This window comes from Microbacterium sp. 77mftsu3.1 (assembly GCF_900100525.1).
GTDB lineage: Bacteria > Actinomycetota > Actinomycetes > Actinomycetales > Microbacteriaceae > Microbacterium > Microbacterium aquilitoris.
Map to the genome: position 1 here is coordinate 1 of NZ_FNCR01000007.1, position 24,619 is coordinate 24,619.

Genomic DNA, 24,619 nt, shown 5'->3' on the forward strand with positions numbered 1-24,619 from the left:
CACCGAGACCCCCTCCCAGGTCACAGCAAGCTTCAACCCGGACACAGGGTCGACCCGTGTCGCCGCGTACTTCATCTCAACCGTGTCCCCCGGGCAGTACATCGAAGCGACGGACCTCGTTGTGGAACGTTCGAAGACGCCCGGCCCGTTCTTCTACGGCGACACGGCACCGGCAAACTCGAGGCAGCAGATCACCTGGGCAGGAGAGCCCGGCAAGAGCGAGAGCATCCTCTCCACTCGCCCGCGCTGACCGCAGGGTAACCGGAAGACCCGACTACTCAGCGAGGACCCATGGCCAACCCCTTCATGGTGCTCGGCGGCATCGCCGTCGGCATCATCACCGCCACATTCGGTGTGCTCGCCGTCCCCGGCTGGGTCGCCTCCGCGCAAGACGCCTCCACCCTCAACGACCTCAGCAGCATCCGCGCAGCACAGTCCGCCTCCGTCTCCCAGAGCGGCAGCTACTTCACCGACCTCACCGCCCTCACAGCCGGTACGAACGGCGTGAAGGGACAGCTCGCCACCAGCACGGACATCCTCGGCATCACCGCCGACGGGGCGAACGCCTGGTGCGCTGCGGCCCAGTCCGGATCCGGCAGCTACCTCGCCGCCAGCAACCGAGGCATCACCCGCGCGGTGGACACCGACCCCGCCACAGCGATGACCGCCGCGCGCTGCAGCCCGGCCAGCATCGAAGGCATCCTCGATCGCGCCTACGGAGCGCCCACCGAAGCTCGACGGAACCTCGCCACCCACACCGACGGCACCAGCTTCAAGGACTACCGCCGCTCGGGGTTCGGCATCGAGCTCAGCCGTTACCCCGCGCAGGGCACGTACTCCCTCGTCGGCGGGTGGGCTCGGTACGACATTAGGGACACTCAGCGCGGCTACGGCTTCCACCTGGCGCACAACCCCGAGAACGCGGAAGCCACCCTCAGCCAGATGGCACCCGTCACCGCCGGGGCAACGTACTCGATCAGCCTGTCGATGCGATCCGACTACCCCGGTGCAGCGAAGATCTGCTTCCGCTTCGGGAACGCCTCCGGGTGGTCATCCACCAACGACTGCAACGTCCCCCCAGTGGTGCTGACCACGGACAGTCAGCGGCTGAGCCGGACCTTCACGGTCCCGGCGGGGAGCACCCACGTCGCCGCGTACGCGACCGCGCAGACCCCGCAGGACAAGTACCTCGAGGCGAAAGACCTCCTGGTCGAGGAGTCCGCCACGGTCGGCACCTACTTCGACGGCAACACCACGCCCGCGAACGCGTTCGAACGGTTCCGCTTCGTAGGTACCCCGGGCCAGTCCGAAAGCATCATGCTCATCAGGCCGCGCGCTCGCTGACGCCGCAGGGTAACGGGAGCACCGCCCGAAGCACCGAAGGACCTCCACGACATGGCCAACCCCTTCCTCGTCCTCGGTGGGATCGCCGTCGGCATCATCACCGCCGCGTTCGGGGTGATCGCTGTACCCGGCTGGGTCGCATCCGCGCAGGACGCATCGGCGACGAACGACGTCAGCCAGGTGTCTCTCGTGCAGGCAGCCCTGAGCGCTGAATCGGGCCGGTACGCCGCCTCCATCACCGCGCTCGAGACGGCACCTGCGACGAGGGTCACCGTCGCCTCCGCGCAGAACATCGCGACCGCCACGGACCGCACCGGGAAGCATTCCATCACCGTCGCACGCTCCGACTCAGGCCGCTACTTCGCGCGCCTCAGTGGGAAAGCAGCCATCGCCACGGGCGCCACCGCCGAAGCTGCAGTGGCGTCCGCCGGAACAACTGTCACCGGTGGCGTCACAGCAGAGGGCGTCACTATCCCACCCCTCGGGCCGGGCATCGTCGCCAGGAACCTCTTCAAGAACCCGACGGCGACGAGTCTGTACGCCGTCAGCGCATCGCCATGGTCAGAGCTCGCGCTCGTCAACGACTTCCCCGGCGAGGTCAAGACCGCCATCAGGGCGACCCGCACCTCCGACGAGAACACCCGCGACCTCGACCTCATCACCGGACTCGACACCCCCTTCGGCAAGGACACCCGGGTCACCCTTGCCATCCGGGTCAGTCAAACCACGAAGGTGCAGCTCTCGCTCCGCCGACAGGTACACGACTACGTCGCCATCGGCGCTCCTGACCAGTCGTTCACGCTCAGTCCCGGCGTGAACGAGATCGACCTCGTCTTCCGGGACACCGCCCCGCTCGTGCCCACCATCACGTCCGGGGTCACCATCCGCAGCGACAGCGACTGGGTCGGCCGGACGATGGAGGTGACCCGCATCAGCATCACCGAAGCCAGCGACGGCATCGGTTTCTTCCACGGCGGCTCCGGGAAGGTCGGGAACGCAACCTCGAGCTGGCTCGGCGCACCCGGGGAGTCCATGTCCGTCCTCCGCCGCTGACCGCAGGGTATCCGGCGTACTGACCTGCCCGGAGGACTTCGATGGCTAACCCGTTCCTGGTGCTCGGCGGTATCGCCGTCGGCATCATCACCGCAGCGTTCGGTGTGCTCGCCGTCCCCGGATGGGTGGAGAGCGCTCAGGACGCCTCGACGATGAACGACCTCGCCAACGTCCGTATCGCGCAGGCGGCGACGGTGAGCGACACCGGCAAGTATGCCTCGTCCCTCTCCGCGCTCCGCGATGCCTCCGACGTCCGGCTGAGCGGGAGCGGACTGGACACCGTCGCCGTCGATACGCGCGGGGATGGGTGGTGCGCGACAGCACTGTCCGACTCCGGCTCGGTGTACGCCGTCTCTAACCGTGTTTCCGCCGCGCAGAAGGGCACCACGCGCCTCACCGCGGAAGCTGCCGCGAGCTGCGCGCCCGTCCAATGCCCGACGACCTCATGGGATGCGACCTACTACGACGGCATCTCCTGGGCGGGGGCGCCCATCCTCCGCGGCTGCCTTCCCGAACTCAACTGGTCCTGGTCGGTCCCGTCGACCAAGACGAACCCTGTCGTCGGCCTCCCGATGAGCAACTACTCCGCCGTCTACAAGCGGACCATCAACGCCGGCGCCGGCACGTACACCTTCACGCTCCGCCGTGATGACATCGCCTTCGTCTACATCGACGGTGTCAACGTCCCCTACGAGCCGGTGAACCACACCGTGGACGTCACCCTCACCGTGCCCCTCAGTGCAGGACCCCACGACATCGAAGTTCGCTACGCCCAAGGCGGCGGGGGAGCGCGCCTCAACCTCAGCTGGACGATCGCCCCCTGACCGCAGGGTATCCGGCGTACGCTCGACCGAAGTGAGACCACCATGGCCAACCCGTTCCTCGTTCTCGGAGGCATCGCTGTAGGCATCGCCACGGCCGCCTTCGGGATCCTCGCCGTCCCCGGCTGGGTCGCCTCCGCGCAGGACGCGGCCGCGACCAACGACATCGCCCAGGTCACTGCCGCACAGAACATCTCGCTCAGCGAGTCGGGCCGGTACGCCACCTCACTTGCCACCCTCGTCAGCGACTCCGCTCGCATCGTCACCAGCGGCGGGGTGAAGAACTTCACTGCGACCGACCCCACCGGCAAGCACCAGCTCACGGTCTCACGTTCTGCCAGTGGCACCTACTTCGCCCGCACCAGCGACAGCGCGAAGATCGGCTCCGGGAAGACCATCGAGGCCGCCGTCACCGACAGCGGAGCCACCGTCACCGGCCCAAGCGCCGCCCGTGTCACCGACCGCGGCGTTCGCCTCCCCGACGTCGCCGCGGGACTCGCCGAGGAGGTCTACGAGAACCTCCACCCCAACCCGAATGGGGCGATCGACGGGTTCCGTGGCTACTACCGATGGAACGGCACCTCGAGCGCCGGCAACGGGCTCGGCGCGAACGGCGCAGTCACAGCATCCGTCGTCAGCGCCCCGTGGTCACGCTCAGGCACCGCGGTGCGAAGCACGTGGCCAACCGTCGCCGTGGACTCCGGGGACTTCGCCGTCCTCGCTGGCGACTACCTTCCCGGATCCACGAAGGCCACCGTTCGCTTCCGCTTCGTCAGCAACCAGGACATCACGCTGCAGCCCATGCGGGTCTGGAAGTCCGTCAACAGCACATCCGATGGCCGGCTCATCGCTACCTCAAACCCGGGATACACCCCGGTAAAGGCAGGCGTCCCCGTAGATGCCTGGGCCACCATCGTCACGCCCGAGGACGGCCACGCCGGCTTCCGGCCCGGGTTCAACATCCGCGGTCACCGCGACGGCCTCACCATCGACGTCTCCGAAGCAGACATCTACCTCGGCGACTACGACCCCGACCGTCCCTGGTTCTCCGGGAACGTCGCACCCGAAGGGCTCCTCGTCGACTGGGCGGGCGGCACGCACAACTCCGCCTCCCGCGCCTACCGGTGAGCCCCGCGAAGGCCATGTCCGAGACCCGCCGTAGGGTACTCGTCGAGTCGCCGCAGGGTAACTCATGAAGGTCGCCGTAGGGTGCTTCGTGAAGGTCGCCGCAGGGTGACTGGATGAGTCGCCGCAGGGTGACTCACGTAGGTGTCATCACTTTTTCTGCGCGCCGCGCATATGGGTAGTGACCGAGTGACATCCGCACCCGCGGATCGAGCTCAAACACATTCGTTCTAGGTGAATCCCGGAACCGTGTGTATCCTGAAAGGCTTTGCTCCCACTGGGGGAGCGGCCACGACGAAAGGTACGACCGTGAGGTCTCTGAACTGCATCGAAGGGACGCTGTCGGCATATGCCGGTCACAGCGCCATCGACGCTGCGCAGAAGCCGATGAACCGCCAGTGGACCGAGAACCCCTCGGATCTCTTCGTCGGCGGACAGGTGGGCCTCATGTAACGGGACAGGATCTCGTAACACGAGCCCACCGAAGCCAGCTGGCACTCGGTGGGCTTTCTCTTTGCCCATCCACTTCAACTCAACACATAGGGGCGTCGCCTAGCGGCCCAAGGCTCCGGTCTCCAAAACCGGCATCGCAGGTTCAAATCCTGCCGTCCCTGCTCGAATGCCCGTCTGATGTAGGCGGCGCGCAAGAGCCCTCCGGCCGGAGGGCGTTACAAGACAACAGCGGAAGATGACCTTCGAGAAGGTCCAGACCATCATGGCGAGGACCTTCTCGGAGATGAGGCGTGGGGCACCATCCCCGCGCCGAAGCCTGCCCTCGGGCAGGTCACGGGAGGGTCGCGTAGCGGCTATCGCAGCGGACTGTAACTCCGCCGCCTTCGGGCACCGCGGGTTCGAATCCCGCTCCTCCCACTCTGGGCCTCGAGCATGATGGCGAATGCACCGGACTCTTACTCCGGGGACCTGGGATCGATACCCAGGGGGCCCACCAGCGCGTCTTCGGACTGCGCGACTCGACGTCGTCGTGGCGGCGTCGAGCGAATGGCCCTGTAGCTCAATCGGGAGAGCACCGCCCTGTCGAGGCGGGGGTAGCCGGATCAAAACCGGTCAGGGTCGCGACGAGCTCCATGAGCTCGTACGGGAACGTCGTCTAGAGGCCTAGGACCTCACTCTTCCAAAGTGATGACGCGAGTTCGAATCTCGTCGTTCCCTCTCTCAGCACGCCTGATGAGCCCATAGGGGCGAAACGCGGATCCGTCCGCGTCGCGTGAGAACGCAACGGAGGGGCAAGCCGAGTTTTGGCCTGGCGGCAGCCCTCTCGAAAAGGGAAGGGGGCACGTGAGTGTCCCGTGTGGGTTCGAGACCCACCCTCTCCGCAACGCCTGACGAGTCCGCTGCTGCAGCGGACGAAACGACCAGCCTCGGTGGACGCGCACGCTGGGACTGGTCGTCGCGACTCGCAGCACATCGAAGATGATCTTCGAGCCGTACGCCGGCCACCGTGCCGGTGATGCCCGTCTGGCGGAATGGCAGACGCACTGGTTTCAGAAACCAGGGTCCTTCGGGACGTCCGGGTTCGACCCCCGGGGTGGGCACAAGAAGTCGGAACCGCCGCGCATAGGGGTGGTACCGGCCGCCACGCACGACGACGCGTCCGGTGACGCGGGCACTCTGATAAGGCGCTGCAGCGTAGGTTCAACTCCTCGGTCGTGCACTTGCAGTACCAGCAGTACCCGCGTCTCCGGGCGCGGCTTGATCCCCTGTAGCTCAGCTGGCAGAGCGAATCGCTGTTAACGATTGGGTCCCTGGTTCGAGCCCAGGTGGGGGAGCAGATGTCGCCGAAGCGCAGGGCGCAGAGGTGGCAGATGGGTGTCGAGTCGTGCACGGCTCGATGTCCGGCCTCGTGCTGTTTCCGGGAATGTCCCGGCCGGGGCGAACGCCGCCGTAGCTCAGTGGTAGAGCACTTCCTTGGTAAGGAAGAGGTCCTGGGTCCGATTCCCAGTGGTGGCTCGTGTCGCACGGTTTCCACTCGGGCCGCGCATATGGATAGTGCGGGGCTCCGGCCGAACGGTTCGGGGCTCCGCGCGCCAACTTCTTCAACGCCTCCTTAGCTCAGTGGTAGAGCGTCCGCCTTGTAAGCGGAGGGCCGCCGGTTCGAACCCGGCAGGTGGCTCGACGAACGTCGTGAGACGTCCATCAACAACGGGCCTGCCTGGTTTCGACGGGCTCAGATTGCTTCATGGTGAAGCGTGCCGAGGTCTGTGTGCCGACCTTGTAAAAACGACACTCAACCCACAACTGCCAACTACAAGCAGTCCGACCTCGCCCTCGCGGCGTGAGTCCTCGGGGGAGGCCCTGCAAGGCCTTCGCACCCTCTCCCGCAGTCAAATCGAGTAGGGCCATGATGACCGCCACCGCTGCGGAACGGTCGTCGAGATCAAGCAGCTAGACCCGCCTGGGGATGCCGTCCGGCGCAAGATCCAGGGGTCGAGAAAGGGACAAGACGGACTACGCACGTAGAAGAACAGGAAGCCTGAGCTCGGACGAGGGTTCGACTCCCTCCAGGTCCACAAAGGGTGTCAAGACCGTGTAACACCCCACAACTGAACACACCACGCGCCCGTCTTTCACGTTGGGAATGCCGCCGGCCATAGCTAGCAGCGGAGCGGGTTCAACCCCCGCCGTGCGCTCCACCATCAACTTTTCTTGATGACGCGATCGCAAGTTTTCTTGGCGACGCATCACTTCGTGAACAGCACGTTCATGGGCCCTTAGCTCAGCTGGAAGAGCGCCGCCATGGCATGGCGGAGGCCGCGAGTTCGAGCCTCGCAGGGTCCACACGGTGGGATGTCGCGGCATACGGCCGCCGAGGGAAGATCCACCTCGCCACGCAACGGACATGGGGGCATAGCTCAGTTGGTAGAGCGCCTGCTTTGCAAGCAGGATGTCGCAGGTTCGAGCCCTGTTGCTTCCACCAGGTCAGCCTTCGGGCTGGTCTTCATCGGGGTGTAGCTCAGCTTGGTAGAGCATCCGCTTTGGGAGCGGAGGGTCGCATGTTCAAATCGTGTCATCCCGACAGGCAGATGCAGGTGCCCACGGCACCTGCATCTCGAAAGGTCCGTCACGTCACGGAGGGGAACGCAGTTCGGCTGCACCTCCTGACCTCTCACGGTCCGCGCACCACGAGTGCGGAATGCCTCGCTCCGGCGGGGAAGCGCGATGGACGCCAAGTCCGGAACGCACCACGTCTGCCGACGAGTGATGCTCTCGCCGGTGGGCGTCGCGGTCCTCTAGCTCAGCGGTAGAGCGCCTGCCCGACATGCAGGAGGTCCGAGGGTCAGCACCTCGGGGGACCACCACAGAGGCGAGGGGAAGATTATCTTCACCTGCCTCTCACGCACTTCTAGCTCAGTGGCAGAGCAGCTCGCTTACATCGAGTTGGCCGGGGGTTCGAGTCCCTCGAGGTGCACATAGTCCCGCCGGCAGATGCCGGTGGGTTTGGAGGCGGTCGCAGCTCACCGGCGCGGCCCCTCACCCCCCGGAGGGGTGGCCGAGTGGTAAGGCAGCGGCTTGCTAAGCCGTCGAGGTGAAAGTCTCTCGCAGGTTCGATCCCTGTCCCCTCCGCAGCTCCCCATCACCGTGGTCACGATCCGGTCGCGGACCGCGCATGAAGGGGATGGAGGCACGAGCGGCAGACATGCCGCGCTCCCTCCGAGGAAGTGACACAGAGCCGAAGCGGCTGGACCGCAGGCGTGGGTCACCCTAGCGTCCGACGGTGATGATCGAACGGCGCGGGTGGCTTGAGACATGTCGGAGGATGCGCCGCCAGGGGAAACGCTGGCGGATGCTGACCTCTAGCGGGTTCGATTCCCGTCGGCTCCGTGTCATGACCGACTTCTACGCACGTGTGGCGGAATGGTAGACGCGCCAGCTTGAGGTGCTGGTTCCCCGAACGGGGAGTGTCGGTTCAAGTCCGACCATGTGCACGTACCTGCCCGGCAGGGGTTGCTCCCCGCTGCCGGCTGTGTCCTCCGCCTAGGTCCAGGCCGACCCAGGCTCGGAAAGCGAGGACGAGACGCGGGGATAAGGTCCCGCAGAACGACCGAGAGGGTGGCGCCGGTGAGCAAGCCGGCGTCCTCCTCGCACCACCACGGCGGGATAGCTCAGTGGTAGAGCACCGGGCTCATAATCCGGAGTGCGCTGGTTCGAGCCCAGCTCCCGTCACGCATAGAGCAGGCGTGAAACTGACCTTCGAGGACTGGAACCGCCTAGCCCGCCTATACCGCATCTTCGACGAGCTCGACCTGCCGCACTCCGCGATCGTCGCGCTTCTCGAAGCGAACACCGCCGCCGGTCTCCCGTACCACGGAGCAGCGCACGGCATCTCCGTCGCCCTCCGAGCGCACGACTTCGGAGCGGAGCTCGGCGTCAGCCGGTTCAGCGCGAAGACCCTCGTCATCGCCGGTCTCCTCCACGACGCCGACTACGTCGTCGGTGAGAGCGAGACGATCAACCTGGCACGAGCCGCGGCGTTCGCCCGCTGGCATGGCGGCCTTCACGGCGACCCCGCGGCGGAGCTCATCTACGAGACCGAGTTCCCCCACCACGAGCCTGACACTCTGCTCGGCGCCATCATCCAGGACGCGGACCTCCTGCAGTGCCAGGACCGCGACCGAGACCGGTGGCTGAACGCTCTCGAACAGGAGACCGGTCGGCCCGCGCTCGCGGACTTCCCTACCGCCTCCATGCTCAACACGAGCCCAGGACGCACGTACCTGGCGCTCTCCCGCTGACCCCGGTCAGCACACGGCCAGCCGGATGGTCTGTTGGCAGTCCGCCGCCGCGCATGGAGGAAAGATGAGCGGACAGGCTTGCGTTTCATGTGACAGGGCGATGCCGGATGGCTCGCACCCGTTGGCCAAGACATGCTCTCCCGAATGCAAGGCTCTGCACGTGCGGCGCAGGCGGCTCCGGTCGTTCAACTGCACATGGTGCGAGAACACTTTCGAGTCGCCAGAGCCGAGGGCTCGATACTGCACGAAGAGCTGCGCCGCGAAGTCGACCCGCAACAGGTTGAACACCGGATCCAATCCGTCGCGAACCTGCGAAGGCTGTGGTGACCCGACGCGGAACAAGCGCTTCTGCTCCGTCGAGTGTTCCCGCGAGGCGCTCTCAGTCCGGATCAAATGGCTCGACGACTGGTCAGCAGGACTGGTATCGGCCAGCGGGTCGAATGGGAAGCTGAAGGGCCGCGCGAAGGACTACCTGATCGAGCTTGCCGGCAACAAGTGTTCGGAGTGCGGTTGGGGAACTCCGAACCCCGTCCTCGGTCGGCCCATCCTTGCCATCGACCATATCGACGGGAACAGGGCGAACAACTTCTTCAGCAACCTGCGCGTGCTCTGCTTTAACTGCCACACGCTCACCGAAACATTCGGCACCTTGAACTGGTCATTCCAGCAATCACGTGTGTCGCGATAGGGGCCGCTCAGCGGCCTCGATATTCCCCCGTGGTGTAACTGGCAGCACGTCGCGTTCTGGGCGCGGTAGTCGAGGTTCGAATCCTTGCGGGGGAGCTCACACAGAAAGGCACCTGCAGCCAGGTACGAGCAGGACACAGGGTGACGACCAAATCCCCGCGGCCGCGACGGCGACCGCACCAGGGGACACGAGCAGCGGCTCGTGCGTCTGCTCGCGGGCGTGGTGCCACGGTGAGAACTGGCGGGGAGGACCGAGTCCCGCGGCCAGCATGGTGGATGTAGCTCAGCTGGTAGAGCGTCCGGTTGTGGTCCGGAAGGTCGCGGGTTCGAGCCCCGTCATTCACCCGAAGCGCCCCGGTAGCGGGCGCGCACCGCGCTCTCCGTGAGGACCCCGTCGCCCCGATCATCGGGCACGGAGAGCGTGGTGCGAAGGGGTAACGCCCGAGCTGCCAGCTATCGCCCCCTGGCCGCCCCGGCTTCGTGCCGGGGCCGTCGGGGCGACAGCTTCACGGCCTCATCGTTTAGCGGCTAGGACGTCGCCCTTTCACGGCGATAGCACGGGTTCGAGTCCCGTTGGGGTCACCATCATCATCACGCCGCCGGCTCCGCGCCGGCGCGCTCTGGCCGGGTTGCTCTGTTGGATATGGGCAGCTTCGCTCTCACCGAAGAGACTCGCGGGTTCAATTCCCGTCCCGGTCACCAGACGCCGCGATCCCGCCGCGTCATCACGCCGCAGAGTGGGGTAGCGGTCAACCCGCCGGGCTCATAACTCGGAGAATCGCCAGTTCGAATCTGGCCTCTGCAACGACGCGTGCGCCGGCCGGCGCGCGCGCACTCACCTGAGCCGAAGAGAGGAGAACGCCATGGCTCACGTCATCACCCTGCCCGCCGAGCTCACCAGCCGCGCCGCAGCCCGCCACCTCATCCCGAAGGGGACGAGCGAATCCGACATCGTCATCGCCGCCGACTCCACCCTCCGTGCGAGCACCGGCGCCCTCGACGAGCTCGTGAAGACCGTGCTGGCCACGGGCTGCGAGCGGGTCACCATCGTGAACGCGACCGACCGGCTCGAGCGCGCCCTCCGAGTGGTCCACCGTGCCCGCACGAAGCCGGAGCGGACCTTCCTCCTGCTGTTCCGCGAGGTGCCCGCCGAGGCGCTCCTGCGAGCAGTCTGACCGACGTCGTCGCGCCCACCGGCTGGGGGAGCGGGCGCGACGACGTCACCACTGAGACCTCCGGGTCTCGACACGGCGATGTAGCTCAGTTGGAAGAGCGCAGGCGTGAAAACCCTGAGGCCACCGGATCAAGACCGGTCATCGCCACTCATTCGCACACGCGGATAACCGGATGTAGGGGAGCGGTACCCCGCCGTGTTCGGGACACGGAAGTCGTGGGTTCGATCCCCACCATTCGGACTCGCATGGCGCACAGGCCATGCTCGTGCAGCTCGCACCGCCGGCAGCCGGCGGCGCTTGCTCGTGCCCTCGTAGCTCAGCGGTAGAGCATCCGCCTCGTAAGCGGAAGGTCGCGGGGTCAGCACCCGCCGAGGGCTCCACGCTGACCGCGGCGAGCGTGGTCAGTCTCGGGACAGCTGCTCGAGGCAGGCGATGTTCGCGTCGAGGCTGTCACCGGTGTCGACGATCGGGCCGTAGGTGTCGTTGCAGATCTGCACCTTCCGGTCCCACTCGGCCTGCTCGGCAGCCTGGTTGTTCTGGTTGATCACGACGACCAGCAGCACGGTCACACCGACCAGGAGCACCACCACCGCGGCCATCAGGCCGACCATCCACCGCTTCATGATGTGAGCGTATCGAAAGCCCACCCCACGGCCTTCGCGCGCGCCACGGGCCTCTAGCTCACCGGTAGAGCAGCGGGCTTTTACCCCGCGGGTACTGGGATCAACACCCAGGGGGCCCACAACGGTCACGCCGACCGCAACGGCGCACGCGGACATAGCTCAGTTGGTAGAGCGCCACCTTGCCATGGTGGAGGTCGCCGGTTCGAGACCGGCTGTTCGCTCTGACGCCACTATCGGTGCGCGTCCATGCCTTCGTAGCTCAATCGGATAGAGCACCTGTCTACGGAACAGGAGGTTGGGGGTTCGAGTCCCTCCGGAGGCGCCACCGCCGCGCACCACGGCGCTGATCCCCGCTGGTGTATCGGCAGCACGCCGGCCTTTGGAGCCGCGAGGACTGGGTTCGAGCCCTGGGCGGGGAGCCACCGCGCATGTAGACCTCGGCGCTGCGCGCGCCACACCACTCTCACCTGAAAGGACGTCTCATGACGCACACGACTTTCCCGGTCGCACTCTCCGGGACCACCGCCGAGACGCTCATGTGGGCGCACGAGCACGAGGTGGAGCAGTCCGCCCTCACCCAGCTGCGTAACGTCAGCGAGCTCCCGGGCCTCCACGGCCTCCGGGTGATGCCGGACGTTCACTGGGGGAACGGAGCGACAGTGGGATCAGTTATCGCGATGGAGCAGGCCCTCGCACCGGCCGCCGTCGGCGTCGACATCGGCTGCGGCGTGAACGCCGAGCGCACGAGCCTCCACGCCACCGACCTCGACGACCGCGACCTGAAGGCGCTCCGCACTCGGTTCCAGAACGCCATCCCCGTCGGCAACGCCATGCACCAGGACTCGGTCAACATCCGCCGTCTCCTCGGTGCGGACGCCGACCGCAAGCACGATGCGTTCATGGAGCGCTTCCTCGACCTCTACGCACCCGTAGGGAACGAGGAGGACCGGGCCTGGCGGCAGATGGGCAGCCTCGGCAACGGGAACCACTTCATCGAGCTGACCACCGATTCCACCGGCCGCATCTGGGTCACCCTCCACAGTGGGTCCCGCGGAATCGGCAACAAGATCGGCACCAGGCACATCGAGAAGGCGAAGAAGCTCGAGGTGAACCAGGACCTCCCGAAGCACCTTCAGGAGCTGTCCCTGTTCTACAAGGGCACCGCCGAAATGGACGAGTACCTCCACGACCTTCACTGGGCGCAGGAGTACGCGATGCGTTCGCGCACCGTCATGATGGAGCTCGTCAAGCGGGAGCTGTCCGCCTACCTCGACGAGCGCCGCGGCGTCGCCGTGACGTACGACGAGTCCATCAACTGCCACCACAACTACGTGGCCGAGGAAGTCATCGACGGACGGCAGATGATCGTGACCCGCAAGGGCGCCATCTCCGCGAAGAAGGGTGAGCTCGCGCTCATCCCGGGGTCGATGGCCACCGGCTCGTACATCGTCCGGGGGCTCGGGAACGACGCCTCCTTCCAGTCCGCCAGCCACGGCGCCGGGCGGAAGATGAGCCGCGCCGAAGCCAAGCGCCAGTTCACCGTCGCCGACGTCGAGCGGACCATGAAGGGCATCGAGGCACGCACCGACCAGGGCGTCGTCGACGAGATCTCCCTCGCCTACAAGTCGCTCGACGACGTCATCAGCGCGCAGAAGGACCTCGTGGAGGTGGTCCAGAAGCTCGACACCATCCTGTGCGTGAAGGGCTGACGCACAGCGAGCCGCCGGCCACCGCGCCGGCGGCTCGCACGCGTCCGTAGCTCAGTGGAAGAGCATCCGCCTCCGGAGCGGAAGGTCAGGGGTTCGATGCCCCTCGGGCGCACGCGCACCGCGCATGGAGGAGCTGACGCCGCCAGTCGAGCGGCACGAGAGGACCACCATGGACCGCGGCTTCGCGTACGACCGGCTGACCGCCGCCAGTGACGAGCGCGTCGAGGCGGTCCGCGACAAGCTGTACGCCGCCCCGTGCGGCATGGGCACCTGGGTCAGCGTCAACGACGGCACCATCGTCCGAGGCAACGGCGGCAACGAGCGCGAGCAGTGGCACTGGCAGAAGCTCGGCCCCTGGATCCTTCTCGACGAGACGAAGGTCGCCCACTCCTACCTCGGGGAGCCCGCACGTGAGCTCCAACGCGTCAGCCAGAAGCTCGACGCCCTCCGCAGCTCACTCCGAGACCTCGTCGAGGGCGAAGAGTGAACCCCATGTCGGACGCGCCCACTGACGGCACCGTCATCGAGGCGCTCATCGACGGAGAGTGGCACCTCGTCTACTGGTCCGAGAACGCGGACGACATGAGCCCGTACGGAACGCCCGGGTGGGCGCGCGAGGCTGACCGGCTCCTCATGCTCGACCTCGAAGGGTGGCGCGAGCTCCCCGAAGGCGAAGACCGCACCATCGACGACAACGGCGAACGAGAGGCCGCGGCCGCGTCGGCCGCGGCCGCTCGGGAGCAGATCGCAGCCGCCGACGCCCGCGACGCGCGGCGAGCATCCCGCGCCAGAACCGCCCAGCGTCGCACCGTCCTCGAAGCGAAGTACGCCGCCCTCACCGGCACAACGGCCCCGAAGCTGTTCCTCCGCGGTCTCCGCGCCGAGGTGCGTGCTCTCGACCGCGCAGACAGCCTCCGCCGCCTCACCGAGGTGCTCTCCACCCTCCAAGACAGGACGACAACGTGAGCCACAACGCGGACGACACCGCCAGCAAGATCTCCGCCAGCATCCACCTCGGTATCTACGCCGAGGAGGGTGACCCCGCGATGACCGACATCGTCAGCACTCTCACCAAGGACCAGGTCTCATGGATCGGGCTGTGGCTCGCGAGCGAGGGGTTCCGCGCACCGGCACCGCGAAGGCGCTGACGGCTGCAGCCGCGCGACCGTCCGGTCTCGACGACCCTGGCCGTCACCATCACGCCCTCGTAGTTCAGTGGAGAGAACGGCGGTTCCCTACACCGCGTCGTCGCAGGTTCGAATCCTGTCGAGGGCTCCACTCGCGACCTCTCGCGCATAGGAGAGGCATGGCTGACACGACGACGCAGAACACCGAGAAGCGCTTCAACCGCTGGGTCTACATCCTCGGCGGCGTCCTCATTCTGCCCCTGGCCGCCCACCTGGCAATCGCCATCAGCACCTCCGTGCAGATCGCGGACGGTGAACGTGAGCAGCTCACCGGCTGCACCGTCGACAACGTCGTCGAGCACCACACCCGGATGGGTGAGTACACGGTTCTCCACACCTCCTGCGGCGAGCTCCGCGACGACGCGAACCGCACGTGGCAGGTCGGTGAGGTCCTCGACTTCTCCGTGCTGCGGTGCGACTTCCCCCTCTGTATCGGCGGCGACCGGATCTGACCGGTCGCCTCGCCGGTGCCCAGCTTGGTGCTGTGGCCGAGAGGCGAGGCAGCGGTCTGCAAAGCCGCGTACACGGGTTCGAGTCCCGTCAGCACCTCCATCGGGTCATCTTCCGCTGCGCCGCCGCGCCCGCCCCAGGCCGGTGGCGACTGAGAACTTCACACCGAAGAGCGACCGCCGGCACCCTGCCGTGGTTGCTGACGACGGCTCCCGCCGTCGTCATCGTGCACATGACCAGAGAGGAAGGGAGACCATGCACACCCGAATACCGCGAGAGGGAGTTGTCGTTCTGAACGCCAGCTTCGAGCCGCTCGGCGTCGTACCCGTCGCCCGGGCCATGGTCTACCTCATGCGCGAGCGCGCCACCATCGTGGACGCCATCCCCGGCCGGACCCTCCGCTCTGCCGAGGGTGAGTTCCCGTTCCCCCGCGTCGTCCAGTTCCGCGAGATGATTCGCGTCCCGTACCGTTTTGGGGCTGTTGCGTGGAGCCGGCAGCGGATGCTCGAGCGCGACAACTTCGAGTGCTGCTATTGCTCGGGCCGCCGCGCGACCACCGTCGACCACGTCTTCCCGCGCTCGCGCGGTGGGCGAGACACATGGGAAAACACGGTCGGCAGCTGCGGACCCTGCAACTCGAAGAAGGCGGACCAGACGCCCGCTGAGGCTGGGATGACGATGCGGTACCAGCCGAGGATCGTCACCAGCAGGGAGACCCTCGTCCTCGCGATCGCCGCAGTCGGAGCCGACCTCGAGATGCTGGGCCTCGGCCCGGCAAGGGTCGCGGTATGACCAGGGGGGGGGGGTGCCGCCGCGCATGAAGAGCGCGGCGGCACTTTCCGCCCCGACCCAGAAGGACAAGACCGTGTCGCACCGCAACACCGCCCTCCCCGAGTTCCAGCGCGCCATGCACGGGCTCGGCTCATCGTCGGCGACCGAGAAGCACCAGGACCGCCGCACCCGCCGGGCACGCACCCGCTCCGCCGACCGGGACCGGTCCATTCGCGACTACTCGTGAGGCACCTCGGGGCCTGACAGTGCGGCTCGTCACATCACCTGGCGGGCCGTTTCTGCGCGCTCAGGCGGCGGCGTCGTCGTCGTCGTCGTCGTCGTCGTCGTCGTCGTCGTCCGACGGGAGTAATGCGCGGCGCGCACGTGTCACCCCGACTACCGGTGACCGCGCATGTACGTCGCATGCCGCAGCTCACCGCTCCCGACCAGACCGCCACCGTGATCCTGCTCATCACAGGCGCCGTCTTCCTCATCGTCGCCATGGCGACCGCCGCGGTCGTTCGTCGCCTGGTGACCTTCCTGCTCCTACTCGCGTCCTGCGCGACACTCCTATTCAGCTTCGCGAACTCGGCCGCACTCGCCAACGAGTTCCGTGGCCTCATCTCCGAAACCATCGAGACCCGCTACGGCCTCACCCTCGACCGCGGCGACATCGACGCACTCGACTACCCAGACGCCGCGCCGGACACCGCCCAGACCGTCGAATACGGGACCGCCACCGTCACCGCCGACGGCACCGACCTCCGCGTCACCCTGGTCTGGGACGGGTCCCGCTTCATCCTCGAGGGCCCCGGCGCCGAGCTTCCCGTCCGCTGAGCGGCGCATAGGGCGGGCATGGACTTCATCTCGCCCGGGCCCGCCGGCACTGTCGCCGACGCGGTCGCCATCGCCGGTATCGCTCTCTTCGTGGCCGCCTACGCGCTGGCGGCGAAGTGGGAGAAGCATCGCGCAGCCGCTCTCACCGGGATCGCGGGCCTGCTCGTCGTCATCTTCGCGGTGACTCTCGCCATCGTCACCGTCTTCGGGCAGCGCGATGACGTTGCGGCTCGGGTAGGCAAGCACTACGGGATCGCCCTGACGACCGACCACGTCAATGACCTCCGATACCCCGTCAGCGAGCCGGACAAGGGGGAACCCGCCTCCTACGGCACGACGACCATCGACATCGACGGGCGACCCACGCAGGTGATGCTCGTTTGGGACGGCGAGCACCTCATCCTGAACGGTCCCGGCACGGAGCTCGAGCGCCGCTGACCACCGCGCATAGCGCCACCATGGACTTCATCTCAACCGCACTGCCCCCGGCCTACACCATTGTGGTCCTGGCCGCCGGTGTCGTCGCCGGCTTGGGCGCCGGGTTCGCAGCGCTAGGCCACCTGACATGGGATAACCGGCTGCTCGTAAGCGGCGCGATTGCCGCGGTCGTCGGCATCATCGGTGTTGGGACAGGTGTCTACCTCAGTGTCAGTCAGCTCGCCGATGGGCAGCTTGCCGTCATTGCCGCCGTCGAAGACCGGTACGGCCTCACTCTCGAGATCAGCGACCTCGCCGAACTGAACTACCCCGAGAGCGAACCCAAGTCGGGGACGACAGCCACCTACGGCACCGCGAACGTAGACATCGACGGCGTCAGCACGCCGGTGACGCTCGCGTGGTCTAAGGACGGAATGCTCCTCCTCGACATGACCGCCGCGACTGCCGGCACCGAGCTCCCGCGTCGCTAACCGTCGCGCATAGGGCCGACATGAACCACATCACGATCGGCCTTGACCCAGGGCTCAGCGTGCTCGTGCTCAGCGGCATTCCGATTGCGCTGGCGGGCTTCTTCACCTTCTTCCTCGCATTCAATCGCCGGTGGCTCGCAGCCCTCGGGGCGGCCTGCATGGTTGCAGGGTTTGCGACCTCCTTCACAACTCTGGGCATTCATGCGCCCAAGGGTGAGGAGGCGAAGGCGGCAGCGATCGACGCGTTCGAAGTCCGATATGGCGTGCAGCTCACCGAGGAGCAACTCTTCACCGAGCTTGGATACCCCTTCTACGCGCCGGAGTCCGGCACCTCGCAGGTGTACGGGACGGTCACCCTCGACGTCGGTGACGGATGGCGACAGGTCGCCCTCGCCTGGAAGAACGACAAGATGCTCCTCGTCGCCGTTGACGACGCCGGAGCCGGACAAGAACTGGAGCGTCGCTGACATGGCGAACACCGCACTCAAGGCCCTCGGCATCACCCTCCTCTCCGCGGGCGGCATCATCGTCGCCGCGCTCGGTGGGGCGGCCATCATCGCCCTCACTGCCGGCGTCGGCTACGTCGCCCACATGATCTCCCTCGTGAGCTGACCGTGAACCTCATCATCACCGTCGCCATCCTCGCTATCGGGGCGCTCCTGCTCGGTTACAGCATCGGTGCGCTCGTCCGCGCGAAGAAGGCTAAGACCCCGGTCCTCCATCACGTCGTCGCCCTCATCGCGGGCGGCATCATCGTCGAGCTCTCCATCGTCCAGCTCGCCACAGGCTGACACGTGAAGCCGCTGACCGTTCTCGTCCCGCAGCGAACCGACCGCGGGATCCGCGAGTACGGCCTGGTCAGACGAGACGATGTCCACGCCGGGTTCCCCATCACGCGTTTCGACGCTCGAGCAGCGGACGGCGCGTTCGCATCCTGGCTCGAGAGATGGCTCGTGGAGGCCGACACCGCGGTCACCGTCGGGCACATCAACGGGGTCACGTCCGTCCTGGCCGTCACCGCGCAGGCGGACGCCGCGGATGCCACCTGGGCGGATGCGCGCGAGGTGAATCGCCTTATCGCCCTCGGGCGCGTGAACGACTCGCTCACCTTGTCAGCGTGGGCGATGGTGCAGGCGCAGAGCCGGCGCTGAGTCAGTCGGCTTTGAGGTAGCCGAGGACTCGCATCTCCTTGCCGGGCTCGATGAACTCGAACTTGCCGTCTGCCTGCTGGATGAGAACGAACTCGGAGCCTGACCGATTGAAAACGCGACGACCGTTCATCGCGATGCGCGGCCCGTGCACGAAGAAGGGCCCGGCGTCGTGCCGGGCCCTTCGTGGTGTTGTCAGCGGGTGAGGACCGTGCCCCGCCACAGCGCCTTCACGAACCGCTTCTCCGCGGACGTCTTGCAGCTGGTCGCGCGGCTCGGGTACTTGTAGCCGGCGACCTCAGCCATGCAGTTGGCGACTCGCTCGTAGTTCTGCCGGAAGGACTTCTTGTAGATGGGGGAGGCGGCCATCTTCCCCCAGACGGCGAACTGCTTCTGGTGGGCGAGCTCGTGAGAGGCCATCCAGTCCCGCATCTTCGGGGACCACTTCGTCACGCCCTTGGCGATAGAGATCCGTCCGGCCTTGCCGGTATACGGGTCCGGGTGCGAGCACGCGACGGCCACCTTCTTCCCGCACTTGCCGTCGAAGATGACCAGGGGGGTGTCCTTGCCGCCGACCTTGTCGAGGCGCTTGCGGATGTCCTTGAACCACGCCGGCTTCTTCGCGTACGACCGGTCGTACTGCGTCACGTATCCCTTGAGCGTGCGGGTGAGCTGCTGGACACGCTTGGTCTCCTTGTCCAGCTGTGCTGCGGTCTTCGTGGCCGCCGCGCGCTTGTACGCGCCTGCCAGCGCGTTCTTATGGCCGGGGAACTGGATCTTGCCGGTCGCGATGCTCGTGAGCTTCTTCGCGGCTTTCGCCGCGGCGGCGTACCGTGTCTTCGCGCCGTGCATGTCCACGCGAGCCTTCACCTTGGAGATGTCGGTCCGAAGCGCCGTCGTGTACTTCGCCACCTGTGCCGGGTCGCTCGACTTCTTCACCGCGGCGAGAGCGGCCGTGAGCCGCTTCACCTCGGCGGAGACGGTGACCTTCCCCTTGGCGGCCTTCTCGACCTTCTTCCACTCGGCGACGGCCTTGGTGAATGCTGCCTTGACGTCGTGGAGCTTCACCGAGGCGAGGGCGGCCTTCGTGGCGGCCTCCACGACCTTCGTCTGAGCCTGCACGACAGCGGGGTCCGTGGACGCCGCTGCCAGCTTCTGAGCGGCGGTGACCTTCACCGACCAGGCGGATACCGACACCTTGCCCTTGGCTGCCTTGACGGCGTTCTGCCACGCGCTGCTCGCGTGGGAGAGGGCACCCTTCGCGGCGGCCAGGTACTTGCTGGCCACGGCGGTCACCGCGGCGTTGACGACGTCGATTTCTGCGAGGACGCCGTCCACGTCGGTGGCGGCTGCCGCGCGGGCCTTGGCCTCGGCGATGGTCGAGGCCAGCGCGGTGATGTCGACCTTCGCGGCCTTCGCGTCAGCGAGTGCGCGCTCGGCGGTGGCGAGGACCTTGTCGAAGCTGCTCATGACGTCGATGAGAGCGACTTTGCCGGTGACCTCGTCGATGATGTCCTGCAGCTTCTGCGACTGGGCCTTGATGAGCTCGAGCGGGTCAGATGCCTCGAGAGCCTCTTCCGCGGCGGCCGCGGCGTCGAGGAGACGCTGGCGGTACGGGCCCGGGTCGATCGTTGCGGCGTACGACTCGATGTGGTGGGTGGCCGCTGCCAGGACCTCCTGGAAGTGCGTGTACGCGCCCTCGATGGTGTCGAGGGCGACCTCATCCTGGGTGAGAGGTAGCGGGCCAGGTGGCGTGCTGGCCTGCGCGGCAGCGGTCGGGACGACACCGACGATGAGGCCGGAGGTCATGGCGAGGGCGATGGTGAACTTGATCTTCTTGGAAGGCACGATGGGTACCCTGCGACGCAGAAAGCCCCGGCCGCGGCCGGGGCTTTCATCGGGTGCGGGCGCTCAGCGCTTGACGGTGTTCTTCCACAGTTCCTTGGCGAACAGCTCCCCGGTCTTGTTGCCGCAAGGCTTGTACGACTTCTGCGGGTAGGCATACCCGCGCACCTGCGCCATGCAGTTCGCGGCGCGCTCCACGTCGGACTTGAAGACCTTCTTGTAGGTGGCGGACTTGGTCATCTTCGTCCAGTTCGCGAACTGGTACATGTGCGCGAGCTCGTGGGTGACGAGCCAGTTCTTCGTCTTCGCGTCGTACTTCGCGGCGCCGGCGGCGAACGCGATCTTGCCGTTGTGCTTGTCGTACGTCCCCCACGCGCAGCCGGTCTTGCCCTTGGCCTTGCCGCAGGTGCCGTTGAAGGTCTCGATGGGGATGTGCGAGCCGCCGACCGCGTTGAGGCGCTTGCGGAGGTCCTTGAACCAGGCGGGCTTCTTCGCGAAGTCCTTGTCGTACGCCTTCACCCGGGAGTTGACCGTCGAGGCGGTCTTCTTGAGCGAGTCGGTGAGGTAGTCGAAGGTCGCGGCGACCTTCGCGGTCTTGGCGGAATCCTTGATGTAGGCGAGGGTCTGACGCTCATTGAGCATGTGGACCTTGCCCTGGTTCTTGCTGACGAGCGCCTCGACGCTTTTGAGGGTGGAGGCGTACGACTGCTTCGAGGTGAACAGCTTCACGCTGGCGTTCACCCCGGAGGTCTGCTTCACGATGCTGTCACGCTGGGCTGCGATGACCTTCGTGTCAGTTGAGGACCCGGCGAGCTTCTTCGCCGCGGCGACGTTCGCTGCCCAACCGGTGATGGTGACCTTGCCCTTGGCGGATGCCGCAGCCTTGTCCCACGCGGCGTACGTCTTGGTGACCGCGGCGCGAGCATCGTGGACGTCGATCGCGTTCTTGAGAGCGGCAGCGGCGGAGTAGACCTTGTCGCGGTGCTGGACGAGAGCGGCCTGCGACGTCGGGGAGGTGAGCTCGGCCTTGGCGGCGTCGATGACCGACGACCACGGGCTGATGCTGACCTTGCCGGTGGAGCGCGTGACCTGCTCACGCCAGGAGTTCAGCGCACCGTTCAGGGCGCTTATCGCGGCATCGAGCGCGGTGCCGTCAGACGACGAGGTTGCAGGTGAAGGGGCCGTCGCGGCGAACGCGGCACCTCCGGCGGGGGCAAGCCCGAAGGCCAGCCCAGCGGTGATGGCCACAGCGATGACCTTGGACGAAATGGGTGTGCGCATGCTGCGTACCCTGCGGTCGGAGGCGGCGGTCATGAGGGGTCCTTTCGGGTGGGGTGTACCCCTCTCATGCGCGGGCGCGCGCTCGCGCGCGACCACACGCGGGCACGCATAGGGCAGAGCCCGCCCCCGTCTTAGGAGACCCATGTCCAAGCGCCGCCCTGCTGCCCTCAATCAGGCCAACGTCCTCAACCGCGAGGCGTCCAAGGCCGCCAAGCTCATCGACGCGCAGCTGCGCGAGAAGGTCGGACCGAACCCGACCGAGGAGGACGTCCTCGCCGTGTTCCCCGAGTTCTTCCCCGGCTCTCACGCCAACGAGCGTCAGATCCGTCAGTACGCGCGGAGCGTCATCGCGGGACGTCCACACTTCGTGTGACCTCGCGCATAGGGCCATCGCACCGTGGTTGGTGCGGTCCCTGAATGGGTGTTCATGCTCGAAGCCCCCGCCCGGTGTTCTGCCGGCGGGGGCTTCGGTGCGTTCGCCGCAGGGTAACCCCTGAACATGACCCCGGAGGATCCATGACCACCACGCCCAACGCCCTGTCCGACGCAGTCAAGACCGACTACGACGAGCTGGTCACTCCGCTGACGGCTCGTCAGCAGTTCGAGCGCTGGCGCGCTGTCCTCCTGGTCGCGACGCTCGTTCTCGTAGGCATCGTCATCGGCGGGGTGGTGTCCACGATCTTGTTCACCTTCGCCGGGCCGACCGGTGGGATCGTCGCGGCGATCGTCACTGGCGTGGAACCGCTCCTGCTGGTTCCCGCGTTCGCCGTCTGCCTCTACGCGCTCAAGCAGACCAAGCGGTATCGCGCGCAGGAGCGGGAGACGATGTTCACCCTTTACGGTATCTCCGTTGACGCCAGCACCACCCCGCACATCTACTCGATCGGTGTCCCCGAGAGCTGGGTCAAGCCCGCCCTCGTGAACACCCGCAAGGCCCTGCGCGACGCGCCGGTGCCCGCGGCTCCCGATGACGTCAAGGCCGAGCCGGCTGCCGCGGTCGAGCCGTCGACCAAGCCCGGAAAGAAGTCCCCGAAGGACGACTGACCGCCCCTCGCGAAGGCCCCGCTCCGGCGGGGCCTTCGTCGTTCCCAGCGCATAGGAGCCCCGTGACCGACACCACCCCTCGCGCGCGCACGCGAACCCCCTACGCCCTGCTGTCGCCGGCAGCCAAGAACCTCCTGCTCGCGCGCATCGCCGCGGCAGGCATCGTGTTCTTCGTCCTGTCCGCAGGGCTCCTCGAGAACCTCGGGGTGCTCACGACGGGAATCCACTGGGTGGTCGGGGTGGTCGTCTCCCTCCCCGCCTACGTCGCGGTGACCATCGCGTACCGGCAGGCGGAGAAGCGCTCGTGAGTCGCTTCCGCCGGAGCCCACTGTCGGGAGCTTCCACCCAACAGGTCGCCGCACTCCGGGGCCTGGTCGCCGCTCACCTGAGATGGGAACGAGCTGCCGGCACCGCCGCCCAGACCATCACCCCTGACCTCACGGGCGTACGCACCCATGTGCTGTCCATCGAGGTGGAGGTGGCCGTCGAGGAGCGCAGCCGCGCCCGTCTCGCGGCGCGACCGAACGCTGGCCAGATCCAGCAGGCGGACCGAGACCTGCGTGCAGCGGTACGGAACCCCCGGAAGTGGCGACAGGAGCGCACCCTCGCAGCCCTCGAAGGCATTCACACGGAGCTCACCCGCATCGTCACCGCTTCTCCCCGCGGCCGCGCATGAACATGGTGATCTGAGGAGACCCCATGGCACGCAAACCCCACTCGCCCTTCCGCGGCGCCACCGAGCAGCAGCTCGCAGCGCTGCGCGCGTGCATCGTCGCCACCCAGCACTGGGAGCGGGCTTTGGGGACTCCTGAGCAGTACCTCGAGCGGAAGCTCCCCATGATGGTGTTCGACAACCTCGGGTTCTCCGTGCCGCTCCGCGTCGAGCGTGCCGCGATTCGACGCTGGGAGGCATCTGCGCACTACCCCCAGTCCCGGGTGGTCTACGACGACCAGCACATGCAGAAGTACAACCGCAGAGCGTGGGAGGTCAATCAGCTCCGCCGTGAACTCGCCGCAGCCGAAGAGCGGTGGGCTGATCTCTCCGCACAGCTCGACACTCTGATGAGCGAGTGCGGAGAACGCCGTGCCTAGCTACCGCATCAGCGCATCCCGCACCGGGGGTACCTGCCGGAACGAGTTCTTCCACCCCGTGACCATCGACCCCGGCGACCGGACCCTCGTCACGACGCACTTCCCCGGGGAGGAGGCCGTCCGAGACTTCGGAGTGCCCGCCCTCAGCCGGTACCGCGTGTGCTTGTTCTGCACAGCCAGCAAGCTCACCGAGTTCGCCCGCACCGGTCATCTCCACTTCATCCACGGGATCACGAGCGCAGACCTCGAACGCGCAGGCATCCCCATCCCCGCCACGGCGCCGTAACGCCGGCACACTGGCGCCGGCTGACCGCGCATGACATCGTCGACCAGCCCTCGACGAAAGCAGGAAGCCATGTGGACCACCGGACAGACCGAGCAGCTCACCGCCAGCGCCCCCGAGGGTAAGAGCTGGATCGGCCCGAAGCTTCTCGAAGAGTGCGACCGCGTGGCCCGTGAGCTTCGCATCACAGGGACCCAGACCTACGACACGCGCTTCCCGGCCGACGAGGACGTGGACTACCTTGCGTTCAGCGTCGAGCTGCACAGCACGCTCGCCTCGAACGTGAAGGGCGGTTTCGTCCTCGCCAGCGACACCCCCTACATCTCCCGCATCACGACCATCAGCGAGGCCATCGCCGACCTCACCCACGGCGCAGCGTTCGGGGACACGGAGATGGACGCCACCCTGCGCACCCTCGTCGGGGACACCTGGCGCGACCACCTCGTCGACGTTGAGCTCAGCACGCACCCGTAACGCATAGGCGG

The 24,619-nt window shown here is 66.9% G+C and carries 33 protein-coding genes, 33 tRNA genes and 1 other RNA gene; 63 read left to right on the top strand and 4 right to left on the bottom strand.

What is annotated here, in order from left to right:
- The 35 genes from BLR68_RS18055 to BLR68_RS16620 all read left to right on the top strand — a co-directional run.
- On the top strand, positions 1–250 hold a 250-nt coding region (locus BLR68_RS18055), incomplete at its 5' end, for a hypothetical protein (protein ID WP_176770698.1).
- Between the two features lie 41 nt (positions 251–291).
- A complete protein-coding gene (locus BLR68_RS16460) occupies positions 292–1,344 on the top strand; it encodes a hypothetical protein (RefSeq protein WP_018186170.1) in 1,053 nt (350 codons plus the stop codon).
- Between the two features lie 51 nt (positions 1,345–1,395).
- Positions 1,396–2,397, top strand: a complete 1,002-nt coding sequence (locus tag BLR68_RS16465; RefSeq protein WP_018186171.1) for a hypothetical protein — start codon at positions 1,396–1,398, stop codon at positions 2,395–2,397.
- Between the two features lie 41 nt (positions 2,398–2,438).
- Complete coding sequence (locus BLR68_RS18060) at positions 2,439–3,221, top strand: PA14 domain-containing protein (RefSeq protein ID WP_018186172.1); 783 nt, start codon at positions 2,439–2,441, stop codon at positions 3,219–3,221.
- A gap of 42 nt (positions 3,222–3,263) precedes the next feature.
- Positions 3,264–4,346 (top strand): hypothetical protein, encoded by a 1,083-nt coding sequence (locus tag BLR68_RS18065; RefSeq protein WP_018186173.1) that lies wholly within the window; start codon positions 3,264–3,266, stop codon positions 4,344–4,346.
- Positions 4,347–4,652: 306 nt separating this feature from the next.
- The gene (locus BLR68_RS18070) at positions 4,653–4,796 is read left to right on the top strand and encodes a hypothetical protein (protein ID WP_018186174.1); all 144 of its coding nucleotides are present in this window, start codon (positions 4,653–4,655) and stop codon (positions 4,794–4,796) included.
- An 88-nt stretch (positions 4,797–4,884) separates the two neighbouring features.
- A tRNA-Trp gene (locus tag BLR68_RS16480) sits at positions 4,885–4,957 on the top strand.
- Between the two features lie 174 nt (positions 4,958–5,131).
- Positions 5,132–5,213: transfer RNA gene (locus BLR68_RS16485), tRNA-Tyr, on the top strand.
- Between the two features lie 4 nt (positions 5,214–5,217).
- A tRNA-Lys gene (locus tag BLR68_RS16490) sits at positions 5,218–5,292 on the top strand.
- A gap of 52 nt (positions 5,293–5,344) precedes the next feature.
- Positions 5,345–5,417, top strand: a tRNA-Asp gene (locus tag BLR68_RS16495).
- A 23-nt stretch (positions 5,418–5,440) separates the two neighbouring features.
- Positions 5,441–5,513, top strand: a tRNA-Gly gene (locus BLR68_RS16500).
- 68 nt (positions 5,514–5,581) lie between these two features.
- Positions 5,582–5,677 (top strand) — tRNA-Ser (locus BLR68_RS18075).
- 136 nt (positions 5,678–5,813) lie between these two features.
- A tRNA-Leu gene (locus tag BLR68_RS16505) sits at positions 5,814–5,896 on the top strand.
- A gap of 161 nt (positions 5,897–6,057) precedes the next feature.
- Positions 6,058–6,130, top strand: a tRNA-Asn gene (locus BLR68_RS16510).
- A 109-nt stretch (positions 6,131–6,239) separates the two neighbouring features.
- Positions 6,240–6,311: transfer RNA gene (locus BLR68_RS16515), tRNA-Thr, on the top strand.
- Positions 6,312–6,402: 91 nt separating this feature from the next.
- Positions 6,403–6,474 (top strand) — tRNA-Thr (locus BLR68_RS16520).
- Between the two features lie 31 nt (positions 6,475–6,505).
- Positions 6,506–6,874, top strand: a transfer-messenger RNA (tmRNA) gene (gene ssrA / locus BLR68_RS16525).
- Between the two features lie 192 nt (positions 6,875–7,066).
- Positions 7,067–7,139, top strand: a tRNA-Ala gene (locus BLR68_RS16530).
- Positions 7,140–7,202: 63 nt separating this feature from the next.
- Positions 7,203–7,278, top strand: a tRNA-Ala gene (locus BLR68_RS16535).
- Between the two features lie 25 nt (positions 7,279–7,303).
- Positions 7,304–7,377, top strand: a tRNA-Pro gene (locus BLR68_RS16540).
- A gap of 208 nt (positions 7,378–7,585) precedes the next feature.
- A tRNA-Val gene (locus tag BLR68_RS16545) sits at positions 7,586–7,660 on the top strand.
- 38 nt (positions 7,661–7,698) lie between these two features.
- Positions 7,699–7,770 (top strand) — tRNA-Val (locus BLR68_RS16550).
- A gap of 71 nt (positions 7,771–7,841) precedes the next feature.
- Positions 7,842–7,925, top strand: a tRNA-Ser gene (locus BLR68_RS16555).
- A 277-nt stretch (positions 7,926–8,202) separates the two neighbouring features.
- Positions 8,203–8,287 (top strand) — tRNA-Leu (locus BLR68_RS16560).
- A 166-nt stretch (positions 8,288–8,453) separates the two neighbouring features.
- Positions 8,454–8,525: transfer RNA gene (locus BLR68_RS16565), tRNA-Ile, on the top strand.
- A gap of 14 nt (positions 8,526–8,539) precedes the next feature.
- Positions 8,540–9,094, top strand: coding sequence for an HD domain-containing protein (locus BLR68_RS16570; RefSeq protein ID WP_018186175.1), 555 nt, complete (start codon positions 8,540–8,542; stop codon positions 9,092–9,094).
- A gap of 711 nt (positions 9,095–9,805) precedes the next feature.
- Positions 9,806–9,877 (top strand) — tRNA-Gln (locus BLR68_RS16580).
- Positions 9,878–10,053: 176 nt separating this feature from the next.
- A tRNA-His gene (locus BLR68_RS16585) sits at positions 10,054–10,126 on the top strand.
- Positions 10,127–10,291: 165 nt separating this feature from the next.
- Positions 10,292–10,366, top strand: a tRNA-Glu gene (locus BLR68_RS16590).
- A 37-nt stretch (positions 10,367–10,403) separates the two neighbouring features.
- Positions 10,404–10,483 (top strand) — tRNA-Glu (locus BLR68_RS16595).
- A gap of 29 nt (positions 10,484–10,512) precedes the next feature.
- A tRNA-Met gene (locus BLR68_RS16600) sits at positions 10,513–10,586 on the top strand.
- Between the two features lie 58 nt (positions 10,587–10,644).
- Positions 10,645–10,956, top strand: a complete 312-nt coding sequence (locus BLR68_RS16605; RefSeq protein ID WP_018186177.1) for a hypothetical protein — start codon at positions 10,645–10,647, stop codon at positions 10,954–10,956.
- A gap of 74 nt (positions 10,957–11,030) precedes the next feature.
- A tRNA-Phe gene (locus BLR68_RS16610) sits at positions 11,031–11,103 on the top strand.
- 21 nt (positions 11,104–11,124) lie between these two features.
- Positions 11,125–11,196, top strand: a tRNA-Pro gene (locus BLR68_RS16615).
- A gap of 65 nt (positions 11,197–11,261) precedes the next feature.
- Positions 11,262–11,336, top strand: a tRNA-Thr gene (locus BLR68_RS16620).
- 21 nt (positions 11,337–11,357) lie between these two features.
- Here the strand turns inward: BLR68_RS16620 and BLR68_RS16625 are convergent.
- Entirely contained in the window at positions 11,358–11,579 is a 222-nt protein-coding gene (locus BLR68_RS16625) for a hypothetical protein (RefSeq protein ID WP_018186178.1), read from the bottom strand.
- Positions 11,580–11,626: 47 nt separating this feature from the next.
- On the opposite strand from BLR68_RS16625, the gene BLR68_RS16630 reads away from it, so the two are divergent.
- From BLR68_RS16630 to BLR68_RS16720, 21 genes are all read left to right on the top strand, one after another.
- Positions 11,627–11,698 (top strand) — tRNA-Lys (locus BLR68_RS16630).
- A gap of 29 nt (positions 11,699–11,727) precedes the next feature.
- Positions 11,728–11,800: transfer RNA gene (locus BLR68_RS16635), tRNA-Gly, on the top strand.
- A gap of 27 nt (positions 11,801–11,827) precedes the next feature.
- Positions 11,828–11,904, top strand: a tRNA-Arg gene (locus tag BLR68_RS16640).
- 22 nt (positions 11,905–11,926) lie between these two features.
- Positions 11,927–12,001 (top strand) — tRNA-Gln (locus tag BLR68_RS16645).
- Positions 12,002–12,061: 60 nt separating this feature from the next.
- Positions 12,062–13,288, top strand: a complete 1,227-nt coding sequence (locus tag BLR68_RS16650; RefSeq protein WP_018186179.1) for an RtcB family protein — start codon at positions 12,062–12,064, stop codon at positions 13,286–13,288.
- A 40-nt stretch (positions 13,289–13,328) separates the two neighbouring features.
- Positions 13,329–13,400: transfer RNA gene (locus BLR68_RS16655), tRNA-Arg, on the top strand.
- A gap of 57 nt (positions 13,401–13,457) precedes the next feature.
- Positions 13,458–13,775 carry a hypothetical protein gene (locus tag BLR68_RS16660; protein ID WP_026302798.1) on the top strand — a complete coding sequence of 106 codons (318 nt, stop codon included), beginning with the start codon at positions 13,458–13,460 and terminating at the stop codon, positions 13,773–13,775.
- Between the two features lie 5 nt (positions 13,776–13,780).
- The gene (locus BLR68_RS16665; RefSeq protein ID WP_026302799.1) at positions 13,781–14,254 is read left to right on the top strand and encodes a hypothetical protein; all 474 of its coding nucleotides are present in this window, start codon (positions 13,781–13,783) and stop codon (positions 14,252–14,254) included.
- Positions 14,251–14,436, top strand: coding sequence for a hypothetical protein (locus BLR68_RS16670; protein ID WP_018186181.1), 186 nt, complete (start codon positions 14,251–14,253; stop codon positions 14,434–14,436). The genes BLR68_RS16665 and BLR68_RS16670 overlap by 4 nt, the downstream gene beginning before the upstream one ends.
- Positions 14,437–14,489: 53 nt before the next feature.
- A tRNA-Arg gene (locus tag BLR68_RS16675) sits at positions 14,490–14,566 on the top strand.
- 28 nt (positions 14,567–14,594) lie between these two features.
- Complete coding sequence (locus BLR68_RS16680; RefSeq protein ID WP_018186182.1) at positions 14,595–14,927, top strand: hypothetical protein; 333 nt, start codon at positions 14,595–14,597, stop codon at positions 14,925–14,927.
- 26 nt (positions 14,928–14,953) lie between these two features.
- Positions 14,954–15,027: transfer RNA gene (locus BLR68_RS16685), tRNA-Cys, on the top strand.
- Positions 15,028–15,180: 153 nt separating this feature from the next.
- Positions 15,181–15,717 (top strand): HNH endonuclease, encoded by a 537-nt coding sequence (locus BLR68_RS16690; RefSeq protein ID WP_018186183.1) that lies wholly within the window; start codon positions 15,181–15,183, stop codon positions 15,715–15,717.
- Positions 15,718–15,790: 73 nt separating this feature from the next.
- Positions 15,791–15,943, top strand: coding sequence for a hypothetical protein (locus BLR68_RS16695; protein ID WP_176770699.1), 153 nt, complete (start codon positions 15,791–15,793; stop codon positions 15,941–15,943).
- A gap of 176 nt (positions 15,944–16,119) precedes the next feature.
- Entirely contained in the window at positions 16,120–16,533 is a 414-nt protein-coding gene (locus BLR68_RS16700; RefSeq protein WP_018186185.1) for a hypothetical protein, read from the top strand.
- Between the two features lie 18 nt (positions 16,534–16,551).
- Positions 16,552–16,971, top strand: a complete 420-nt coding sequence (locus tag BLR68_RS16705) for a hypothetical protein (protein ID WP_018186186.1) — start codon at positions 16,552–16,554, stop codon at positions 16,969–16,971.
- Positions 16,972–16,991: 20 nt separating this feature from the next.
- Complete coding sequence (locus tag BLR68_RS16710) at positions 16,992–17,441, top strand: hypothetical protein (protein ID WP_018186187.1); 450 nt, start codon at positions 16,992–16,994, stop codon at positions 17,439–17,441.
- 20 nt (positions 17,442–17,461) lie between these two features.
- Positions 17,462–17,908: a hypothetical protein gene (locus BLR68_RS16715; protein ID WP_018186188.1), complete on the top strand. Its 447-nt coding sequence runs from the start codon at positions 17,462–17,464 to the stop codon at positions 17,906–17,908.
- A 1-nt stretch (position 17,909) separates the two neighbouring features.
- The gene (locus BLR68_RS18080; protein ID WP_018186189.1) at positions 17,910–18,053 is read left to right on the top strand and encodes a hypothetical protein; all 144 of its coding nucleotides are present in this window, start codon (positions 17,910–17,912) and stop codon (positions 18,051–18,053) included.
- A 2-nt stretch (positions 18,054–18,055) separates the two neighbouring features.
- The gene (locus BLR68_RS18085) at positions 18,056–18,232 is read left to right on the top strand and encodes a hypothetical protein (RefSeq protein ID WP_018186190.1); all 177 of its coding nucleotides are present in this window, start codon (positions 18,056–18,058) and stop codon (positions 18,230–18,232) included.
- 3 nt (positions 18,233–18,235) lie between these two features.
- The gene (locus BLR68_RS16720) at positions 18,236–18,592 is read left to right on the top strand and encodes a hypothetical protein (RefSeq protein WP_018186191.1); all 357 of its coding nucleotides are present in this window, start codon (positions 18,236–18,238) and stop codon (positions 18,590–18,592) included.
- Position 18,593: 1 nt separating this feature from the next.
- Here the strand turns inward: BLR68_RS16720 and BLR68_RS18240 are convergent, their stop codons facing one another.
- The 3 genes from BLR68_RS18240 to BLR68_RS16730 form a co-directional block, all read right to left on the bottom strand.
- The gene (locus BLR68_RS18240; protein ID WP_256335413.1) at positions 18,594–18,722 is read right to left on the bottom strand and encodes a hypothetical protein; all 129 of its coding nucleotides are present in this window, start codon (positions 18,720–18,722) and stop codon (positions 18,594–18,596) included.
- A 62-nt stretch (positions 18,723–18,784) separates the two neighbouring features.
- Complete coding sequence (locus BLR68_RS16725; protein ID WP_026302800.1) at positions 18,785–20,437, bottom strand: hypothetical protein; 1,653 nt, start codon at positions 20,435–20,437, stop codon at positions 18,785–18,787.
- Positions 20,438–20,500: 63 nt separating this feature from the next.
- On the bottom strand, positions 20,501–21,715 hold the full coding sequence (locus BLR68_RS16730; protein WP_143015821.1) for a hypothetical protein: 1,215 nt from the start codon (positions 21,713–21,715) through the stop codon (positions 20,501–20,503).
- A gap of 142 nt (positions 21,716–21,857) precedes the next feature.
- Between BLR68_RS16730 and BLR68_RS16735 the strand changes: the two genes are divergently transcribed.
- From BLR68_RS16735 to BLR68_RS16765, 7 genes are all read left to right on the top strand, one after another.
- A complete protein-coding gene (locus tag BLR68_RS16735) occupies positions 21,858–22,088 on the top strand; it encodes a hypothetical protein (protein ID WP_018186194.1) in 231 nt (76 codons plus the stop codon).
- Between the two features lie 143 nt (positions 22,089–22,231).
- Positions 22,232–22,759 (top strand): hypothetical protein, encoded by a 528-nt coding sequence (locus BLR68_RS16740; protein WP_018186195.1) that lies wholly within the window; start codon positions 22,232–22,234, stop codon positions 22,757–22,759.
- 62 nt (positions 22,760–22,821) lie between these two features.
- Positions 22,822–23,067 (top strand): hypothetical protein, encoded by a 246-nt coding sequence (locus tag BLR68_RS16745; protein ID WP_018186196.1) that lies wholly within the window; start codon positions 22,822–22,824, stop codon positions 23,065–23,067.
- On the top strand, positions 23,064–23,435 hold the full coding sequence (locus BLR68_RS17795; protein WP_040570489.1) for a hypothetical protein: 372 nt from the start codon (positions 23,064–23,066) through the stop codon (positions 23,433–23,435). Before BLR68_RS16745 ends, BLR68_RS17795 begins: the two co-directional genes overlap by 4 nt.
- 23 nt (positions 23,436–23,458) lie before the next feature.
- On the top strand, positions 23,459–23,851 hold the full coding sequence (locus BLR68_RS16755; RefSeq protein ID WP_018186198.1) for a hypothetical protein: 393 nt from the start codon (positions 23,459–23,461) through the stop codon (positions 23,849–23,851).
- Entirely contained in the window at positions 23,844–24,137 is a 294-nt protein-coding gene (locus tag BLR68_RS16760) for a hypothetical protein (RefSeq protein ID WP_018186199.1), read from the top strand. The genes BLR68_RS16755 and BLR68_RS16760 overlap by 8 nt, the downstream gene beginning before the upstream one ends.
- Before the next feature lie 69 nt (positions 24,138–24,206).
- Positions 24,207–24,608 carry a hypothetical protein gene (locus tag BLR68_RS16765; RefSeq protein ID WP_018186200.1) on the top strand — a complete coding sequence of 134 codons (402 nt, stop codon included), beginning with the start codon at positions 24,207–24,209 and terminating at the stop codon, positions 24,606–24,608.
- Positions 24,609–24,619 lie beyond the last annotated feature (11 nt).